Here is a 17376-nt window from a genome sequence, read left to right on the forward strand (position 1 = left end):
GCCCTCCGCATCGCAACCAGTGGACTCCCAGGCCGGTCTCCGGGCTTGCGAACGAGTGCAGGGCACTCCGCCTTGGCGCCTTCCCATGCAATGCACAGTGGCCGATGCCGCGGCTGTTGTTCGCCTACCGTTGCGGGGGCAGCGCCGGAATGCCGCGTATCGCGGGTCACCGGCTTCCCGTTTCAACCCGGGCGTGGAAGCCACGGGTCACCTGAAAGCGCGCGCAGTATACGGGAAGCCAACGCGTTCCTGCCCGCACAGGTGCAGGAGGGGCTTCAGCTTCGATGCTCTTCGAGCAGCCCCCTATGGAGTTGCTGAAAAGCATCGGGGCTGAAGCCCCGATGCAGGAGTCAGTCGTCGCCGCCTGGCGAGTCGAACAGGTTGAGCGAAGGGCCCGTGTCTTCTTCGCGCTCGGTGTGCGTCGTGGTCACCGGGCCTGCAGCGGGTCGGCCGCGCGGCGGCGGCAGCAGGGCCGCCGCCGCGTCGTAGGCCACCAGCAATGCACTGCGGCGATCCTCGGGCAGCTGCTGCCAGTGGCAGTCCAGCAGGGCGCCTTCCAGCGCATAGAGCAGGTTGAGGCTGGGCCGGAATCCCGCGCGCTTGACCCGTATGAAGGCTTCCACCGCGCCGACGCCCTCCAGGTCCTCCTGCGTGCGCAGGCCGACCTGGCGCAGCCAGGCGGCGGACTTGGGGCCGATGTTGCGCAGCTTGGTGCCTGTCATGTCAGCGAATCCACGAAGATGGCGGCGATGCGTTCCATGCCCGCCTGGTCGTCGGCATCGAAGCGCGCCAGGCGTGGGCTGTCCAGGTCGAGCACGCCGACCAGTTCGTCCCCTTTCACCAGCGGTACCACCAACTCCGAGCGTGAAGCGGAATCGCAGGCGATGTGGCCCGGGAAGGCCTCCACATCGTCCACGCGCTGGGTCTGGCGGGTGCGTGCGGCGGCTCCGCAGACCCCCTTGTCCAACGGGATCCGCACGCAGGCTGGTAAGCCTTGGAACGGGCCAACGACCAATTCCCGGCCATCGAAGAAGTAGAAGCCGGCCCAGTTGAGGTCCGGCAGGGCGTGGTAGAGCAGTGCGGCCAGGTTGGCGGCATTGGCGATCCGGTCCGGTTCGCCGGCCAGCAGGGCACGGGCCTGCGCGGCCAGCTGTGCGTATTGTTCCGGCTTGCTGCCGGTGAGCGTCTGGGAGGCGAATGACATGGCGTCGATTCTACTCCCGCGTCCTGCGGGACGGCCCGATATGATGCGTCCCATGCGCATGGGCTGACGGGGGCGACAGGTGGGCGCGAATGCACGCGATGAAGAAGAAGCGGGTTGGCGTGGCCATGGCGTGACGCGGCTGGAGGCATTCGTCGATGCGGCGTTCGCGTTCGCGGTCACTTTGCTGGTCATCTCCGTGGAGCGCATTCCTGACAGCATCGGCGGCGTACTGCAGGCGCTGAAGAACATACCGGCGTTCGCCGCCAGCTTCGCGATGGTGGCGATGTTCTGGTACGCGCATGTGCGCTGGAGCCGGCGCTATCGGCTGGGCACCGTCCCGGCCACGCTGCTCAGCCTGTTGCTGGTGTTCCTGGTGCTGGTCTACGTGTATCCGCTGCGGCTGCTGCTGGGTACGTTCTTCGGGTGGATCACGGGCGGGTGGCTGCCGATGCCGCTGTCCGACGCCAACGGTCCGCGTCCGCTGGCCTTCATGTTCATTTTCTACGGGCTCGCGTTCGCGTCGATGTCCGCCTGCGTAGGCGGTCTGTATGCGCTCGCATGGCGCGCGCGTGGCCGGCTGCGGCTGGATGGCGATGCCGCCGCCAACGCAGCTGGGGAGGTCGCATCGCATGCCTATTTCGTTCTCGTCAGCCTGGTGTCGGTGCTGATCGCGCTGCTGCTGACCGAGCACTCGCGGTCGTGGCAGGTCGCATTGCCGGGCAGCGTGTATTTCCTGCTTTCGTTCACCGGCCTGGTGCATGTGCGTGGCCAGCGCTGGGGCGCGCGCCGCTGGCCGGAGCGCGCAGATGGATAGGCCGATGGACCGGCTGTTCGTCACCGGTACCGACACCGGCGTCGGCAAGACCGTTGCCAGTGCCGCCTTGTTGCATGCATTCCGCGCGCGCGGGTTGCGCGCGGTCGGCATGAAGCCGGTTGCCAGCGGCTGTACCCTCACGCCGGCCGGCTGGCGCAACGACGATGCACTGGCCCTGCAGGCGGCGAGCGATCCCGTGCCGCCGTACGAGGACCTCAATCCGTATGCGCTGCCCGCCCCGCTGGCGCCGGAGATCGCGGCCCGCGATGCAGGCGTGGACGTCCAACTGGGGGTGCTGGTTTCAGCGTTCGAGCGCCTGCATCCGATGGCTGATCTGGTACTGGTGGAAGGCGTTGGCGGCTGGGCCGCGCCGCTGACGGCGACGCTCGATCAACGGCACCTCGTCGAGGAACTGCGCCTGCCGGTGGTGCTGGTGGTGGGGATGCGGCTGGGCTGCATCAATCATGCACGGCTCAGTGCGCGCGCCATCCAGGACGACGGGGCACGGTTGGTGGGCTGGATAGCGAACGAGGTCGATCCGGAGATGGAACGCCGGGACGAGAACTTCGCCCTGCTGTCCGCGCGCATGCCGGTGCCGTGCTGGGGGAGGTTGCCACATGCGCCGGACATCGACGCCAGGCAGCTCAGCCGGCATATCGCGATTTCCCTGTAGGAGGGCCTTCAGGCCCGACAGGCGTTGCCGGAAAAGCACCGGGCCTGAAGGCCCTCCTGCAAGAGCCTGGGTGCGCGGGCAATAAAAAACCCGGCAGCGTGGGGGCTGCCGGGTCGGCTGCGCGGAGGGAGGGGGAGCCGCGCAATAAACGTTGGACGTGCAGGTCCTGGGGCGGGTTTTACTTGCCCTTGGCGGCCTTGGTCGCCTTGGCCACGGAGGCCTGGACGTTGTCGGTCGCGGTTTCGAACTGGGTCTTCACCAGCTGGCCGAAGGCCTCACCGGTCTTCAGGCCCAGGCCGAACACTTCCTGGCTGGCGGCGACGACGCGCTCGGCGTTGTCCTTGGCCACCTGCATGCCCTTCGGCCACAGGGTCTTGTAGCCTTCGAGGTCGCGGGTTTCAGCCAGCTCGCCGAAGAAGGCGGTGGTGGCGTCGATGTTCTTTTCGAAGGTCTTCAGCTGCACGCCGAACACGGTCTCGGCGCTTTCCAGGGCCAGACGGTTGGCGCGCGAGGCAGCGGCGGCGAACTGGTGCGTGAACTGGCTGAAGCTTTCGTTGAATTGCGTGGTCATGGCGTGCTCCTGAAAGGGGATTCCCATCTGTTGCGACGCAGCATAGACATATCCATGTTGCAGTGCAATAAGTGGCGTATGGAAATCCGACGAACGGTCAGGAGCCGTTAAAAATCAAACGCTTGTATGTAGTGGTATGAAACCGGTTTCATGCCTCAGGGGCCCGTATAGCGGCACCCGGACGTGCAGGTTTCATGCACCACGATGGCGCTCAGCAGCGGCAGCACCGGTTTGGTCTGGTCCCAGATCCACTTCGCGAGCTGCTCGCTGGTCGGGTTGTCCAGGCCGGGGATGTCGTTGAGATAGTGGTGGTCCAGCCGGTCGTAGATCGGCAGGAAGGCCGCCTTCACGTCGGCGAAGTCCATCACCCAGCCAGCGTGCGGATCGACCGGGCCGGAGAGATGCAGTTCGATGCGGAACGAATGTCCGTGCAGGCGCGCGCACTTGTGCCCGTCCGGCACGTGCGGCAGCCGGTGCGCGGCTTCCACGGTGAAGACCTTGAAGATATCCATGCGGCGATTCTAGAGGGCGTGGCAACCAGCGTGCGGCGCCGGTGAGGGCGCCGCACGATCGACTCAACGGGCAGGGCGTGCCTGGCTGGGGCGCGCACCGCCGGGGCGGCGGTCGCCTTCGCGACGCGGGCCACTGCTGTGCTTCTTCGGGCCGGCGTGGGCGTGGCGCGGGGCCTCGCTGTGCGGGCGGCGCGCATGCTTCTGCGGGCCGTTGCGGCGCGGGGTGCGCTCGCCGGCGGGCTGTTCGGCCTTGCCCGGCGCACTGTTGCCCCAGCGGATCGGCGTCTGCGGCTCGAAGCCCGGCACGTCGCGCAGGTCCACGTCGCGGCCGAGCATGCGCACGATGGCGCGCAGGTACTTGACTTCATCCTGCACCACCAGCGAGATCGCCTCGCCCGTCGAGCCGTTGCGGCCGGTGCGGCCGATACGGTGCACGTAGTCCTCGGCCACCATCGGCAGGTCGAAATTGATCACCTGCGGCAACTGGTCGATGTCGATGCCGCGCGCGGCGATGTCGGTGGCAACGAGCACGTTGATGCGGCCGGCCTTGAAGTCGTTGAGCGCGCGTTGGCGTGCGCCCTGCGACTTGTTGCCGTGGATCGCCGCGGTCTTGATGCCGCTCTTGTCCAGGAACATCGCCAGCTTGTCGCTGCCATGCTTGGTGCGGGCGAACACCAGCGTCTGCAGGCGGCTGTCCTTGGCCAGCAGGTGCAGCAGCAGGTCGCGCTTGCGGCTGCCATCGACCGGGTGGACGCGGTGGGTGATGGTCTCGGCGACGGTGTTCTTGGGCGTGACCTGGATCTGCTTCGGATCACGCATGAATTCCATGGCCAGTTCGCGGATCGGCTCGGCGAAGGTGGCGGAGAACAGCATGGTCTGACGGTTCTGCTTGGGCAGCTTGGCCAGGATGCGCTTGATCGAGGGCAGGAAGCCCATGTCGAGCATGCGGTCGGCCTCGTCCAGCACCAGCACCTCGATGCCGGACAGATCGATGCTGCGACGCTCGATATGGTCGATCAACCGGCCCGGGCAGGCGATCACCATGTCCACGCCACGGCGCAGCGCGTCCAGCTGGTTGCCCATGCCCACGCCGCCATAGATGGTGGTGCTGGGAATGCGCAGGTACTTGCCGTAGCCACGCAGGCTGTCATGCACCTGCACGGCCAGTTCGCGGGTGGGGGTCAGCACCAGTGCGCGCGGCTTGCGCGGGCCACGGGTGGCGACTTCCTGCGGCGTGGTGGCCAGGTACTGGATCAGCGGCAGGCCGAACGCGGCGGTCTTGCCGGTGCCGGTCTGGGCGCCGGCCAGCAGGTCGTGCCCGGCCAGGGCCAGCGGGATGGCCTGTTCCTGGATGGCGGTGGGCTGGGTATAGCCCTGTTCGTCCAGCGCACGCAGGAGGGCGGGCGCGAGGCCAAGGTTTTCAAACGTCATGGTGGAAGCTCCAAAGCCGGCCGGCCGGACACGCACGCAACGCCGGCACAGCGAAGTGCGGCAACGTGGGACGCGCGGAATGCGGTGAGGCCGTGACTCGAAGCGTTCCCTGAAACCGCGCTGCGAGAAGGGGTGCGGAGGCGCCAAAGCGGCGGATCCGGGCTTGCCCACGAAAGAAGTCGGGGCGGGGCGGGCGCGGGAGGTCGTGTGGACATCCCGGCGCCGGCGGACCATGGGGAAACGAACGGCCGCGGGCAAGCGGCGCGCACTGTAACCGAATCCGGGCCTGAATGGGGGAATGGGTGCTGAAACCCGGGTCTGCGACCAATTGTCGCAGCCCGGAAATCAGTGACTTGCGGGCGTATCATGGCCTGGGAAGACCACGTAGCCGACCGCCATGAGCCTTCGCATCCTCCGCCAGAACGACGCCCCGGTGACCCGTGCGCCAGCCGATGGCGTGGTCTGCCAGGCCAATTCGCGCGGTTGTGGCGGCTGCCTGGTCCGGCACCTGGCCATCTGCGCGGCCCTGCCGGTGGAGAAGGCCCATGCCATGGAGGCGCTGGCCGATGACGTCCGGCTGTCCGCGGGCGAGGCGCTGGTGCGCGAGGGCGAGCCGCGGCGGGGCGTGTTCACGGTGACCAAGGGAGCGTTGCGCCGCATCCGGCTGTTGCCGGACGGGCGCCGGCTGGTGGCGGGGTTCCTGATGCCGGGCGACTTCATCGGCTTCAGCGGGACCTCGCACTACAAGCACACCATTGAGGCGATCACCGACAGCACGCTGTGCGAATTCTCGATGGCCGACATGCGCGGCCTGTGCCACGACCACCCGGAGCTGGAGCGCGAACTGTTGGAGCGCGCCTGCGTCGAACTCGACGCCACCCGTGGCAACCTGATGTCGCTGGCCCGCCTCAATCCGATGGAGCGCCTGTCCGGCTTCCTGGTGGACATGGCGCAGCGTCGTCGGCGCCAGGGCCAGGACGACACCGAAGTAATCCTGCCGATGACGCGTACCGACATCGCCGACTACCTGGGCCTGACCGTCGAGACCGTCAGCCGCAGCTTCACCCGCCTGCGCCAGGAAGGCAGCATCGCCACGGACGACCCGCACCACGTGCGCCTGCTCAACCGCAAGCGCCTGGACGCCCTGGCCGAAGCGCGCGCCTGAGGCTTTTTTTGCTCTCTGTAGGAGCGACGTAAGTCGCGACCGTATGCCCCGCGGGCGATGGGAGCGCAGCAGGGCATGCAGGTGTTTCCGCAGCGCTGTTCCACCCGACGGTGCAACGGTCGATCATTCGTGCGGTCGCGACTCACGTCGCTCCTACAGGGGGATGGCCTCCTTCACCAGCTTGCCATCGCGCAGCCGATACCGCGTATCCACCACGCCATCCGGCAGCGTCGCATGGCTGATGATCAGCACGCTGCGCCCCTCGCTGGCGGTCGCGATGTCGCGCATCAGGGCGTCAGCGGTGTCCTGGTCGAGGCCTTCGGTGGGCTCGTCGAGCAGCAGCAACGGTGCATCGCGCAGCAGCGCACGCGCCAGCGCCAGTCGACGTGCCTGGCCCGCCGACAGCGTCGCGCCGTTCTCGCCGACCCAGGTATCCAGACCGTCGTCCGCATCGCGGAAGCGGGCGTCCAGCTTCACCTGCGCCAGCGCCTGCCACAGGCGCGCATCGTCGGCAGCGGGATCGCCGAGGCGCAGGTTTTCGCGCACGCTGCCGGAAAAGACCGGCGCGTCCTGCGGCAGCCAGGCGATGCGGGTGTGCCAGAGCGCAGGATCCAGCGTGCGCAGGTCGTCGTCGGCGAAGCGTACTTCCCCTGCGTTCGGCGTACACAGTCCCAGCGCCAACGCCAACAAGGAGGATTTGCCTTCGCCGCTGTCGCCGGAGACCAGCACGCGCTCGCCCGCTTCGATGCGCAGGCTGGCGCCATCGAGCACGCGCCGCGCGCTGCCGGGCCAGGCGAACACCACCTCGCGGAACCACAGCACACCGCGTGGCGCTGGCGGTTGCGCACCCGTGCGCCCGTGGCTTCGGGCTTCGTGCTTCGGCTCCACCACTTCTTCAAGCCGTCCGGTTGCGGTGACGGCGGCACGCCATGCCTGCCAGGCCGGGGCGATGGCGCTGCAGGCTTCCAGTACGGCGACCGTCATGAAGAACAGGCCGCCCGCGGCTGCGGCGCCGATGCGTTCGCCGTGCACCGCCGACAGCAGGACCCACAGCATCGCCGGCAGCGTGGCGGCCGTGACCAGGGCATGCGCCAAACTGGCGAGCGCAAGCCGGCGCTTGCGCAGGTCTTCCCACTGCGCCACCTCGCGGCTCCGCGCATCCAGCGCTGCCAGCCACGCCGATGTGGCATCCATCGCGACGAGGTCCTGCTGGCCTTCGATGCCTTCCTGCACCGACGCGCGCAGGCGCATGCGGGCCTCGGCGCGTTCGCCTTCCAGCGCCGCCACGCTGCGCGCCGCCAGCCACGGCGCCAGCGCACCGATCAGCAGCAGCGCGACGAGCAGCACGGCGCCGGCTGCCGGCAGCGCGAACGTCGCCACCAGCGTCGCCAGCGCGCACAGCGACAGCACGGCCAGCAGCGGGCCGAGCGCGCGGACCAGCACGCCGTCGACCGCTTCGATGTCCGCCATCAACCGCGCCATCAGTTCGCCGATGCGGAAGCGGCCCAGGCCCAGCGGCGCCAGCGGCAGTGCGCGGCGGAAGAACCACACCCGCAGGTCGCGCGCGAGCCGCAGCGTGGCATCGTGGCCGAGCAGCTTCTCCGCGTAGCGCGACAGGATGCGTACGAAGGTCAGCGCACGGACGCCGGCCGACGGGCCGAAGAAGTTGAAGCCGAGTGCCGTACTGCCCGCCAGTGCTGCGGCAGTGAGGAAATGTCCGGACAGGCCGAGCAGTGCCGTGCCTGCGAGCAGCGTCAGCAACAGCAGCGCTATCGCGAGTACGATCCATCTACGGTGAAGAAGGACCACCTCGCGCAGGCGCACCGGCAGCGTGTCGTCGCGGTCGGTCATCGGGGCGCTACCGCGGTCGCATGCAGCTTCCCGCCATGCACGCGCCAGGTCTGCGCTATCGCCGCTTGCGCGGCGGCGCTGTGCGTAGCCATCACCAGCCCGCGTCCGCGTGCGAAGTGCAGGATCGCCCGCAGCACGGCGGCTTCCGTGTCCGGATCGAGGAAGGCCGTGGGCTCGTCGAGCAGCAGCAGGTCGGGGTCGCGCAGGAACACGCGCGCCAGCGCGATGCGTCGCGCTTCGCCGCCGGACAGGCCGAAGCCGCGTTCGCCGATCACCGTATCCAGGCCGTCAGGCAGGCGGTCCGCGAAACGCAGCACCTGTGCCGCTTCGGCCGCTCGCCGCAGTTCGTCGTCGCCCGCATCCGGTTTCGCCAGACGCAGGTTGTCGAGCAGGCTGCCGGCGAACAGGAACGGACGCTGCGGCGCGTAGCCGATGCGCAGGCCGGGTGCGCGCTCCACCGTGCCGGTCGTGGCCGGAATCCAGCCGGCCAGGGCTTCCAGCAGCGTGCTCTTGCCGTCGCCGCTGGCGCCGACGAGGGCGATGTGCTGGTCGCGATGCAGTGCCATATCGACATGGCGCAACACGTCGCGTGCATTGCCTGCATGGCGCAGCGTGACGTCGCGCGCGCTGATGAGGGTGCCCGCAGGCACTGTGGTCGGAAGGACGGGCGGCATGACGGCGTCCGCATCGTCCAGTACCGGCGCGATCTCGTCCATCGCCGCCAGCGCCGCAGCGCGGTCGTGGTAGTGCGTGGCCAGCCGTCGCAGCGGCGCGTAGAACTCCGGCGCCAGCAGCAGGCAGAACACGCCCGTGCCCAGCGTCAAGGGCTGCGCGCGCAGATCGATCATGCCGAGATAACTCAGGCCGAGGTACAGCGCGATCATCGCCACGCTCAGCGAGGCGAAGAACTCCAGTACCGCCGACGAAAGGAACGCGATGCGCAGCACGCGCAGGCTGCGCAGGCGCAGTTCCTCGGCGGCGGAACGGATGCCTTCCAGTTCAGCCTCGCCACGCCCATACAGGCGGATCAGACCCAGTCCGCGCAGACGGTCGGCGAAGTGTCCGCCCATGCGCGCGAGTGCCTGCAACTGCCGTTGGCTGGCGGCCTGCGCGCTCCAGCCGACCAGCATCATGAACACCGGCACCAACGGCATCGTCAGCAACAGGATCAGGCCGACCGTGCGATCCACGCAGAACGCCGCCAGCAGGATCGCCAGCGGTACGCCCACCACCTCCGCGCGTACTGGCACGAAGCCGCCGAAATAGCCTTCCAGCGCATCCACGTGCGCGCCCATGCGTTCGGCCAGCGCGCCGCTCTGCCGGGTGCGTACCCAGGCGGGACCGCGCGCCACCAGCGCGCGCGCGATGCTGCCGCGCAGGTCGACGCGGATGCGCTCGACCGCATGGTCGGCGCATCGCCGGCTCGCCCATCCCAGTCCGGCGCGCAGCAGCAACAGGATCAACAGGCCGCCAAGCAGTGGCAGCAGGACGAGGGGCGGCTCGTGGGCGACGAACGCGCGCTGCATGCACACGGCGATGAGCGCAGCCTGCGGCACGAGCAGCCAGCCAGCGAACAGGGCGAGCGCGCTGGCGGCCCGCAAGGGATCGCGCGCCACGCGCCCCAGCGTCTGCAGGCGCATCTTCGCGTTCGCGCCTTCTGAAGCCGGTGTCGCATCCGCCCTCATGGTGGCAATGGCTGGCAGCCCAGTGCCGTGAGCACGCCGTGCAGCGCCGGGTGCCGCATCAACCAGGGCGAGGCGATGGTCAGCAGGCCCGCCGCGAGCACGAAGGTCGCGGCCACGCGCCGCACGGCCGGTTGCTGCCAGCGCCGCCCCAGGCGTGCGCCCGACCAGGTCAGGGTGACCATCATCGGCAGTGTGCCGAGCCCGAACGCGGCCATGGTCAAGGCGGCATCGCGCGCATTGGCCTGCAGCCAGGCGACGGTGAGCAGGCTCAGGCTGAGTCCGCACGGCAACCAGCCCCACAGCGCACCGGCCACCAGGCGGCGCGGCAGCGTGTCCGCCGGCAGCACGCGTGCATGCAGGGGCCGCAATGCCTGCCAGACCTTCGCACCGGGACGGGCAAGGAAATCCAGGCGGCCCCGCTGGTCGAACAGGCGCAGCGCCAGCACCACCAGGGCCAGTCCCACGCCGACGCGCATCGCGAGCACGGCGGTGTCGTGCCGTGCCAGCGCCAGCAGGCCACCGCCGAAGGCGCCGACGATCGCGCCCGCCAGCGTGTAACCGGCGACGCGGCCGAGGTTGAGCTGCAGGGCACCGCTCCAGCCTGGTTGCCGGGAGGACATCGCGGAGAAGCCGGTGGCGATGCCGCCGCACATCACCGCGCAGTGCGTGCTGCCCACCAGGCCCGCCAGCAGGGCAGCGGACAGGACAGGGAGGTCAGGCGCCATCGTCGCCTTCGCGCGCGCGCGCGTCCTCGCGCTGTTTCGGCGGTGCATCGTCGAGGATGTCCAGCGCGGGTGTGTCGAGATCGTCGAACTGGCCCTTGCGCACGGCCCACGCGAACGCGGCGATGGCCAGGCCCAGCAGGACCAGGCTGATCGGCAACAGCATCAGCAGGATGTTCATGCCGCCATCTCCGTGGACGTGCGCGCCAGCCGCAGCGCATTGAGGGTGACCACCAGCGAGGATACCGCCATGCCCAGCGCCGCGATCCATGGCGTGACCAGGCCGGCGGCGGCCAGTGGCACGGCGAGCAGGTTGTAGCCGGCAGACCAGGCCAGGTTCTGCTTCACCAGCCGCCGCGACAGCCGCGCCACGCGCACGGCGTCGGCGATGCGCAACAGCGAAGGACCGGTGGCGACCAGGTCGGCCGCCCGCTGCGCCAGCGGCGCGCCTTCGCCCATCGCGATCGAGACATCCGCGCCGGCCAGCACCGGCGCGTCGTTCAATCCGTCGCCGACCATCGCCACGATGCGGCCTTCCGATTGCAGCTGCCGCACGCGTGCCAGCTTGTCCTCCGGCGATTGCCGGGCAAGCGTCGACGCGATGCCGAGGACGTGCGCCAGGCGCTGCACCGCGCCCTCGCTGTCGCCGCTGGCCAGATGGATGTCCAGGCCCTGCGCGCGCAGGGCCCGGATGGCGATGGCGGCATCCTCGCGCGGTCGCTCGTTCAAGGTGAAGCAGGCGACGCCGTGCGTGCCATCGCCCAGCCACAGGCCGCCATCGTCTGCCCGGTGTGCGGCCCAGTCCGCGCGCCCGAAGCGCCAATGGCGACCGTCGACATCGCCTTCCACGCCCTGGCCGGGACGTGCGACCACGGCCTGCGCCCATGCGCGTGCATCGACATCCGCGAATGCGGTCGCGATCGGGTGGCCGCTGTCCTTCTCCAGCGCGGCCACGATGCGCGTGGCGGCGTCCGCGTCCAGGCCGTCGAATACCTCCACGGCCACGCGTGCGGGACGGCCGTCGCTGAGCGTGCCGGTCTTGTCGAACACCACGTCGGTAGCGCGCGCCAGCGTGTCCAGCGCTTCGGGCCGCGTGGCCAGCACGCCGCAGCGCGCCAGTGCACCATGCGCGGCGGCGAGCACGGCGGGCACCGACAGCGACAGCGCGCAGGGGCAGCTGATGACCAGCAGAGCGAGGGTCACCTCGAACGCCCGTTCGGGCTGGTACATCCGCCAGCCGATGTAGACGCACACCGCCAGCACCAGCAGCGAGACCACGAAATGCCGGCCCACGCGATCCGCCAGTTGCGCCAGTGGCGGGCGATGGCCCTGCGCGCGGTCGACCAGTTCCGCCAGCTGCGACAGCCGTGTCGCCGTGCCGATTGCGGTCACGCGCAGCCGTGCCGGACGCTCGCGGCAGGTGGTGCCGGCATACACGGTCTCGCCCGCATGCCGGCGCACCGGTCGCGATTCTCCGGTCAGCAGCGCTTCCTCGAAATCCGCGGCCGCGTCCAGCAGCACGCCATCGGCGGGCACGCCCTCGCCGGCGGGCACGCAGACCACGTCGGCCACGCGCAGCGCCGACGGCGGCACCGATTCGCGCGTGCCGTCATCGCGCTCGCGGATCGCGAACACCGGCTGCGCGCGCGCCAGCGCATCCACCTGTGCGGTGGCGACGTTGCGCGCGCGCTGTTCCAGCATGCGCGCGGCCAGCAACAGGAAGACGAACATCACCGCCGCGTCGTACCAGACATGCGTGCCGCCACGGATCGTCTCGACCAGGCTGGCGACGTAGGCGAGCAGGGTGGAGCTGGCGATCAGCGTGTCCATCCCCACGTGGCGCGCGCGCAGTTCGCGCGCCATGCCGGCGAGGAACGGCCAGCCGCTGTAGAACACCACCGGCGTGCTGACCAGGAAGGTGAGCCAGCGGAACAGGTCGCGTGTCGGCAGCGGCATGGTGGCGTTGACGTCGAGGTACAACGCCTCGGCCAGCATCATCGCCTGCAGCGAACCGAGGCCGGCCACGCCGAGTCGCAGCAGCCAGCGGCGGCGTTCGGACAGGCGGGCCTGTTCGCGTGCGTCGCCGGTGGCCAGATACGGTCGATAGCCCAGCATGGCCAGGCGGTGCAGCAGGGCGGACAGGTGCGTGCGTGCCGGGTCCCAGGCGATGCGGATGCGGCCGGTTACCGCGTTGGCGGTGGTGTCGAGCACGCCGGCTTCGCGCGCCAGTGCGCGGTCGATCAGCCACGCGCACGCGGCGCAGCGCATGCCGTCGGTGAGCAGCACGATCTCGCGGCCACCGTCGATGGCGCGGCTGTGTTCATCCTGCAACTCGGCACGGTCCCAGCTTGCAAGATCCAGCCGGTCGGCCTGCACGCGGTTGGCGCTCGCGCTGCGCAGGCGGTAGTAGCTGCCCAGGTCCGCATCCTCGATCCACGCGGCGGCCGCCGCGCAGCCTTCGCAGCAGAACGCCCGTCCGCCCGCATCGACCCGGCGTGCGGCATCGCCGACCGGCTCGCCGCAGTGGTGGCAGGGCACCACGGGGATGTCCATGCAGGGGCGCTCAGCCGCTCCCGTGCGAGGGGGCCAGTCGCACGGCCTGGGTGTCTTTCTGCAGGCGTCCCCGGATACGCCATGCGCCGTCCTGCGGCGCGAGCTGGATGTTCCAGTCATGGGTGGTTTCGATTTCCGCGGGCGCGGTCCAGCCGGCCGTGTCGCGTGCCAGGGTCAGGACGACGTCCTTCGCGGCTTCGGTCGGATGGGCGAGCGTCAGCACCAGCGGGGACGTGCCCGCGAAATCGCCGGTGACGGCGATCATCTCCACGTGATCCGTGCGGACCTGCACGATCGCGCTGAGCTTGCGCTGCGCGGCATTGTCGTCGGGGCCCAGGTCGGCGGTCTGGATCTGCGACACCCGCTGCACCTTGTCGGTGACGGAATCCGCTCCTCCCGCCCGCACGGCGACCACCACCAGCCAGAGGCCGGCGATGACCGATGCCAGCGGCAGGCCCCAGACCAGCCACACCATCGGCTCTTTCCAGAACGGGCGCGCGACGGCGGCGGAGGGATCGGGCTTCGTGGTCATTGCATGGGTCCGAAATAGCTGCTTTCCACGGTCTTCCCGGTGCCGGTATCGACATCGCGGACAGTGAACGTCACGGCATGGCGGCCGTGCAGGGTGGCAGGGGCGGTGGCGGTGACGGGCAGCGACAGCACTTCCTCGGGCGCTGCCTGCACCATCAGTTCGCCGTCGCGCAGGCGGATGCCGGGCTGGCCGGACGCCAGTGTCACGCGGTAGCGGTGCGATTGCTGGTCCTTGTTCACCAGTTTGAGCGTGTAGCTGTTTTCGACCTGGTCGCCGGCCACTTCGCGGTACAGCGCGTTGCGGTCGCGCAGCACTTCCGCGATCAGCACGTCGCGGTTGAACACGCCCCAGCCCCACGCCGCAACCAGCGCCAGCAGGATGGTGCCGTAGACGAAGATGCGCGGTCGCAGCACCTTCGACGGTTTGCCGTCGATGGCGTTCTGCGTGGTGTAGCGGATCAGGCCCTTCGGGTAGCCCATCTTGTCCATCACGTCGTCGCAGGCGTCGATGCACGCGCCGCAGGCGATGCACTCGTACTGCAGGCCGTTTCGGATATCGATGCCGGTGGGGCAGACCTGCACGCAGATCGTGCAGTCGATGCAGTCGCCCAGTTGGTCGGGGACGAATTTCGGTAGCGGCTCGATCACCGCGCCGGCACCGGCGAAGGTGATGGTGCCGTGCGCGCCGAGGCGCTGGTCGGCGGCGCTGGGATGTGCGTTGGCACGCACCACGTAATCGTAGGCGGTGACCTGGTCGAGCAGGCCGCGCGCACGTTCCAGCACGCTGCCCAGGCCGCGCTTGCGCGGACCGCGCGGCTCGCCGCGCATCGGGTCGTAGGCGATGATCAGGGTGTTGCGGTCGAACATCGCGCTCTGGAAGCGCGCGTACGGACACATGTACTTGCAGACCTGCTCGCGCAGGAAGCCGGCGAAGCCCCACGTGGCCAGCGCGTAGAAGAACACCCAGAACGTCTCCCAGCCACCCCAGGCGAAGGGCCACAGGCGCGCGCCGAGATCGAGGATGGGCGTGAAGAAACCGACGAAGGTGAAGCCCGTCCATAGCGCGAACACCGCCCACAGCACGTGCTTGCCGCCCTTGCGCATCACCTTGTTGGCGCTCCAGGGCGCGGCATCCAGCTTGATGCGCGCGCTGCGGTCGCCTTCGGTCCAGCGCTCCATCCACAGGAACACTTCCGTCCACACCGTCTGCGGACACGCATAGCCGCACCACAGGCGGCCCGCCAGCGCGGTGAAGAAGAACAGCGCCATCGCCGCGATGATCAGAAGCACCGCCAGCAGCAGGAAATCCTGCGGCCAGAACACCAGCCCGAACACGTAGAACTTGCGCGCGGGCAGGTCGAACAGCACGGCCTGGCGGTCGTCCCACTTCAGCCACGGGAACACGTAGTACATGCCCAGCAGCCACCACACCGCCGCCACGCGCAGGCGGTTGAGCGTGCCCGCCACATCGCGCGGATACACCTTGCGCTCGCTCACGTAGAACGAGTTGCCCTGCGCATCCACCACGTCCAGCGGAATGCGCCGCTTGGCGGTGTCAGGGGCGGGAGAGGGAGGAGGTGCTGGCGTGGACATGGGCGACTCTGTCTTGGCTGGCGTCATGCTCGCGCCGCATCGGCACGCGAGGGAGCGACGGTTTGTCGCAGGCCGCGCTCAGTCCGGCGGCAGCGCGCGGTTGAAGCGGCTGGCCGGACGCAGCAGGATCCAGGTGAACAGGCTGCTGGCCGACGTCGCCAGCCAGAACATGAAGAAACCCAGCGTGTAGCCGAGTTCGCGGCTGATCGCCAGGTCGGGAAAGGTCATGTCGCGCAGCGTCAGCGGGTCGACGAAGGCGAAGAACACCATCGTCGCCACGCCGGCGGCGAAGAAGCTGGGCCACAGCACCGCCCCGATGCGCTGTGCGAGCGGTCGGGGCGGATGGTCGAGGCGGGGCTCGGTGAAATCCGTCATTTCGCGCCGGCGGTCGCCTGGCCCTGCTTGTGCGAGAGCGACCAGACATACGAGGCGACCAGGCGGGCACGTGTCTCGCCCAGCAGTTCGCGGTGGGCGGGCATCACGCCATGACGGCCCTTGTTGATGGTCGTGCGCATGCTCTCCTTGCTGTTGCCGTACAGCCAGTAATCGTCGGTGAGGTCGGGGGCGCCCAGTTCCTGGTTGCCCTTGCCGTCCACGCCGTGGCAGGCCACGCAGAGGCCATCGTACAGCGGCTTGCCCTGGGCAGCCATGAAGTTGTTCTTCATGCCGTCCTGCGGGTTGTTCAGCACGTTGACGTAGGCGATGACGTAGTCGACCGCGTTGTCGCCGCCCATGTTGGTCAGCGCGGTGCCCCATTCCGGCATCACGCCTTCGCGGCCATCCAGCACCGTCTGCAGCACCAGGTCGGGCGTGCCGCCCCAATGCCAGATGTCGTCGCTGAGATTGGGATATCCGATCGCGCCCTGGCCGGTGGAACCATGGCAGGTGGCGCAGGTGTTGTTGAAGATGGACTGTCCCAGCGCCAGCGCCTTCGGATCCTTGGCCAGCTGGTCGATGGGCTGGTTGGCGAATGGTGCGAACGTCGCTTCCAGCTTCTTGTCCTGCACGGCCTTGACCTGGTCGTGCTCGCCTGTGGAGGACCACTTCGCATAGCCGGGAATCACGCCCAGGCCGCCGTACCATGCGATGTAGCCGATGCTGAAGAAAATGGTGAGGTAGAACAGGTTGATCCACCACTTCGGCAGCGGCTTGTTGTACTCGGTCAGGTCGCCGTCCCACACGTGCGAGGTGTCTTCCGGTGCGGGGTCGCCGGGCCGGCGGCGGCCGGTCCACCACAGCAGCCACACGCAGCCCAGGATGTTCAGTACGACCAGCGCGACGATGAATCCGATCCAGCCTGCGCTCATGGGTTGTTCTCCCCTTCCTCACCCAGCGGCATGCGTGCCGCATCCTCGAAATCCGCCTTGCGGCGCGGGCTCCACGCCCACACCCAGCCGGCGATGAACAGCACGATCAGTGCCCCGGTCACGATCCCCGATACCATGGCTCAGCCTCCCCTCGGCGCGGCCTTGCCCAGCCCTTGCAGGTAGGCGACCACGGCGTCCAGTTCTGTCCTGCCTTCCACGTCGGTGGCGGCACTGTTGATTTCCTCGTCGGTATACGGATCGCCGATGCGCTGCAGCGTCTTCATGCGCTGGGCGACTTCGGCGCCGTCCACCTTGGCGTTCTCCAGCCAGGGGAAGGACGGCATGTTCGATTCCGGCACCACGTCGCGCGGGTTGATCAGGTGCACGCGGTGCCAGTCGTCGGAATAGCGACCGCCCACCCGGGCCAGGTCGGGCCCGGTGCGCTTGCTGCCCCACTGGAACGGGCGGTCGTAGACCGATTCGCCGGCCAGCGAATAGTGGCCGTAGCGCTCGGATTCGAAGCGCAGCGTGCGCACCATCTGCGAGTGGCAGTTGTAGCAACCCTCGCGGATGTAGATGTCGCGGCCGGCCAGTTGCAGCGCCGGGTAGGGCTTGACGCCTTCCAGCGGCTTGATCGCCTCGGCCTGGAACATCAGCGGGACGATCTCGGCCAGGCCGCCGAACGACACCGCCACCGCGATCAGCACCGCCATCAGGCCGACGTTCTTCTCGACTTTCTCGTGTGAATTTCCGTTGCTCATGTC

At 69.0% G+C, this 17376-nt stretch carries 19 protein-coding genes and 1 riboswitch; of the genes, 3 read left to right on the forward strand and 16 right to left on the reverse strand.

The window, feature by feature from the left end; translation table 11 throughout:
- Positions 1-13: 13 nt before the first annotated feature.
- Positions 14-230: riboswitch (cobalamin riboswitch) on the reverse strand.
- Positions 231-350: 120 nt separating this feature from the next.
- On the reverse strand, positions 351-722 hold the full coding sequence (locus tag ACIPRS_RS16885; RefSeq protein WP_192202948.1) for a TfoX/Sxy family protein: 372 nt from the start codon (positions 720-722) through the stop codon (positions 351-353).
- Entirely contained in the window at positions 719-1204 is a 486-nt protein-coding gene (locus ACIPRS_RS16890) for a GAF domain-containing protein (protein ID WP_446539382.1), read from the reverse strand. Before ACIPRS_RS16890 ends, ACIPRS_RS16885 begins: the two co-directional genes overlap by 4 nt.
- A gap of 79 nt (positions 1205-1283) precedes the next feature.
- Here ACIPRS_RS16890 and ACIPRS_RS16895 point away from each other — a divergent pair, with 79 nt between their 5' ends.
- A complete protein-coding gene (locus ACIPRS_RS16895; RefSeq protein WP_337732575.1) occupies positions 1284-2018 on the forward strand; it encodes a TMEM175 family protein in 735 nt (244 codons plus the stop codon).
- Between the two features lie 4 nt (positions 2019-2022).
- Entirely contained in the window at positions 2023-2691 is a 669-nt protein-coding gene (bioD, locus tag ACIPRS_RS16900; RefSeq protein WP_446539383.1) for a dethiobiotin synthase, read from the forward strand.
- A 178-nt stretch (positions 2692-2869) separates the two neighbouring features.
- Here bioD and phaP read toward each other — a convergent pair whose 3' ends face one another.
- The 3 genes from phaP to ACIPRS_RS16915 form a co-directional block, all read right to left on the reverse strand.
- Positions 2870-3262 carry a phasin family protein gene (gene phaP / locus ACIPRS_RS16905; protein ID WP_192202952.1) on the reverse strand — a complete coding sequence of 131 codons (393 nt, stop codon included), beginning with the start codon at positions 3260-3262 and terminating at the stop codon, positions 2870-2872.
- A 155-nt stretch (positions 3263-3417) separates the two neighbouring features.
- On the reverse strand, positions 3418-3774 hold the full coding sequence (queD, locus tag ACIPRS_RS16910; protein WP_446539384.1) for a 6-carboxytetrahydropterin synthase QueD: 357 nt from the start codon (positions 3772-3774) through the stop codon (positions 3418-3420).
- Between the two features lie 63 nt (positions 3775-3837).
- Positions 3838-5205, reverse strand: a complete 1368-nt coding sequence (locus tag ACIPRS_RS16915; protein WP_446539385.1) for a DEAD/DEAH box helicase — start codon at positions 5203-5205, stop codon at positions 3838-3840.
- A 397-nt stretch (positions 5206-5602) separates the two neighbouring features.
- Between ACIPRS_RS16915 and ACIPRS_RS16920 the strand changes: the two genes are divergently transcribed.
- Positions 5603-6370, forward strand: coding sequence for a Crp/Fnr family transcriptional regulator (locus tag ACIPRS_RS16920; RefSeq protein WP_337732572.1), 768 nt, complete (start codon positions 5603-5605; stop codon positions 6368-6370).
- 153 nt (positions 6371-6523) lie between these two features.
- On the opposite strand, the gene cydC is transcribed toward ACIPRS_RS16920, so the two are convergent.
- From cydC to ccoO, 11 genes are all read right to left on the reverse strand, one after another.
- Positions 6524-8221 carry a thiol reductant ABC exporter subunit CydC gene (gene cydC, locus ACIPRS_RS16925; RefSeq protein WP_446539386.1) on the reverse strand — a complete coding sequence of 566 codons (1698 nt, stop codon included), beginning with the start codon at positions 8219-8221 and terminating at the stop codon, positions 6524-6526.
- Complete coding sequence (gene cydD, locus ACIPRS_RS16930; protein ID WP_446539387.1) at positions 8218-9861, reverse strand: thiol reductant ABC exporter subunit CydD; 1644 nt, start codon at positions 9859-9861, stop codon at positions 8218-8220. The genes cydC and cydD overlap by 4 nt, the downstream gene beginning before the upstream one ends.
- A 41-nt stretch (positions 9862-9902) precedes the next feature.
- Entirely contained in the window at positions 9903-10631 is a 729-nt protein-coding gene (locus ACIPRS_RS16935; RefSeq protein WP_446539388.1) for a sulfite exporter TauE/SafE family protein, read from the reverse strand.
- Positions 10621-10809: a cbb3-type cytochrome oxidase assembly protein CcoS gene (gene ccoS / locus ACIPRS_RS16940; RefSeq protein ID WP_446539389.1), complete on the reverse strand. Its 189-nt coding sequence runs from the start codon at positions 10807-10809 to the stop codon at positions 10621-10623. Before ccoS ends, ACIPRS_RS16935 begins: the two co-directional genes overlap by 11 nt.
- Positions 10806-13181, reverse strand: coding sequence for a heavy metal translocating P-type ATPase (locus ACIPRS_RS16945; protein ID WP_446539390.1), 2376 nt, complete (start codon positions 13179-13181; stop codon positions 10806-10808). The genes ccoS and ACIPRS_RS16945 overlap by 4 nt, the downstream gene beginning before the upstream one ends.
- A 10-nt stretch (positions 13182-13191) precedes the next feature.
- A complete protein-coding gene (locus ACIPRS_RS16950; RefSeq protein WP_446539391.1) occupies positions 13192-13713 on the reverse strand; it encodes a FixH family protein in 522 nt (173 codons plus the stop codon).
- Entirely contained in the window at positions 13710-15305 is a 1596-nt protein-coding gene (locus tag ACIPRS_RS16955) for a 4Fe-4S dicluster domain-containing protein (RefSeq protein WP_446539392.1), read from the reverse strand. The genes ACIPRS_RS16950 and ACIPRS_RS16955 overlap by 4 nt, the downstream gene beginning before the upstream one ends.
- A gap of 78 nt (positions 15306-15383) precedes the next feature.
- On the reverse strand, positions 15384-15680 hold the full coding sequence (locus tag ACIPRS_RS16960) for a hypothetical protein (protein ID WP_337732564.1): 297 nt from the start codon (positions 15678-15680) through the stop codon (positions 15384-15386).
- Positions 15677-16612: a cytochrome-c oxidase, cbb3-type subunit III gene (ccoP, locus tag ACIPRS_RS16965; protein ID WP_446539393.1), complete on the reverse strand. Its 936-nt coding sequence runs from the start codon at positions 16610-16612 to the stop codon at positions 15677-15679. The genes ACIPRS_RS16960 and ccoP overlap by 4 nt, the downstream gene beginning before the upstream one ends.
- A complete protein-coding gene (locus ACIPRS_RS16970) occupies positions 16609-16749 on the reverse strand; it encodes a cbb3-type cytochrome oxidase subunit 3 (protein ID WP_142126089.1) in 141 nt (46 codons plus the stop codon). Before ACIPRS_RS16970 ends, ccoP begins: the two co-directional genes overlap by 4 nt.
- Positions 16750-16752: 3 nt before the next feature.
- Positions 16753-17373: a cytochrome-c oxidase, cbb3-type subunit II gene (gene ccoO / locus ACIPRS_RS16975; protein ID WP_185894374.1), complete on the reverse strand. Its 621-nt coding sequence runs from the start codon at positions 17371-17373 to the stop codon at positions 16753-16755.
- Positions 17374-17376: the final 3 nt, after the last annotated feature.

It is taken from the genome of Pseudoxanthomonas sp. LARHCG66 (assembly GCF_052871755.1).

What these genes read in the sequence shown, in the direction of transcription:
- ACIPRS_RS16885 (WP_192202948.1), bottom strand. Translation starts at nt 722, where the DNA reads ATGACAGGCACCAAGCTGCGCAACATCGGCCCCAAGTCCGCCGCCTGG.
- ACIPRS_RS16890 (WP_446539382.1), bottom strand. Translation starts at nt 1,204, where the DNA reads ATGTCATTCGCCTCCCAGACGCTCACCGGCAGCAAGCCGGAACAATAC.
- bioD (WP_446539383.1), top strand. Translation starts at nt 2,023, where the DNA reads ATGGACCGGCTGTTCGTCACCGGTACCGACACCGGCGTCGGCAAGACC.
- phaP (WP_192202952.1), bottom strand. Translation starts at nt 3,262, where the DNA reads ATGACCACGCAATTCAACGAAAGCTTCAGCCAGTTCACGCACCAGTTC.
- queD (WP_446539384.1), bottom strand. Translation starts at nt 3,774, where the DNA reads ATGGATATCTTCAAGGTCTTCACCGTGGAAGCCGCGCACCGGCTGCCG.
- ACIPRS_RS16915 (WP_446539385.1), bottom strand. Translation starts at nt 5,205, where the DNA reads ATGACGTTTGAAAACCTTGGCCTCGCGCCCGCCCTCCTGCGTGCGCTG.
- ACIPRS_RS16920 (WP_337732572.1), top strand. Translation starts at nt 5,603, where the DNA reads ATGAGCCTTCGCATCCTCCGCCAGAACGACGCCCCGGTGACCCGTGCG.
- cydC (WP_446539386.1), bottom strand. Translation starts at nt 8,221, where the DNA reads ATGACCGACCGCGACGACACGCTGCCGGTGCGCCTGCGCGAGGTGGTC.
- cydD (WP_446539387.1), bottom strand. Translation starts at nt 9,861, where the DNA reads ATGCGCCTGCAGACGCTGGGGCGCGTGGCGCGCGATCCCTTGCGGGCC.
- ACIPRS_RS16935 (WP_446539388.1), bottom strand. Translation starts at nt 10,631, where the DNA reads ATGGCGCCTGACCTCCCTGTCCTGTCCGCTGCCCTGCTGGCGGGCCTG.
- ccoS (WP_446539389.1), bottom strand. Translation starts at nt 10,809, where the DNA reads ATGAACATCCTGCTGATGCTGTTGCCGATCAGCCTGGTCCTGCTGGGC.
- ACIPRS_RS16945 (WP_446539390.1), bottom strand. Translation starts at nt 13,181, where the DNA reads ATGGACATCCCCGTGGTGCCCTGCCACCACTGCGGCGAGCCGGTCGGC.
- ACIPRS_RS16950 (WP_446539391.1), bottom strand. Translation starts at nt 13,713, where the DNA reads ATGACCACGAAGCCCGATCCCTCCGCCGCCGTCGCGCGCCCGTTCTGG.
- ACIPRS_RS16955 (WP_446539392.1), bottom strand. Translation starts at nt 15,305, where the DNA reads ATGTCCACGCCAGCACCTCCTCCCTCTCCCGCCCCTGACACCGCCAAG.
- ACIPRS_RS16960 (WP_337732564.1), bottom strand. Translation starts at nt 15,680, where the DNA reads ATGACGGATTTCACCGAGCCCCGCCTCGACCATCCGCCCCGACCGCTC.
- ccoP (WP_446539393.1), bottom strand. Translation starts at nt 16,612, where the DNA reads ATGAGCGCAGGCTGGATCGGATTCATCGTCGCGCTGGTCGTACTGAAC.
- ACIPRS_RS16970 (WP_142126089.1), bottom strand. Translation starts at nt 16,749, where the DNA reads ATGGTATCGGGGATCGTGACCGGGGCACTGATCGTGCTGTTCATCGCC.
- ccoO (WP_185894374.1), bottom strand. Translation starts at nt 17,373, where the DNA reads ATGAGCAACGGAAATTCACACGAGAAAGTCGAGAAGAACGTCGGCCTG.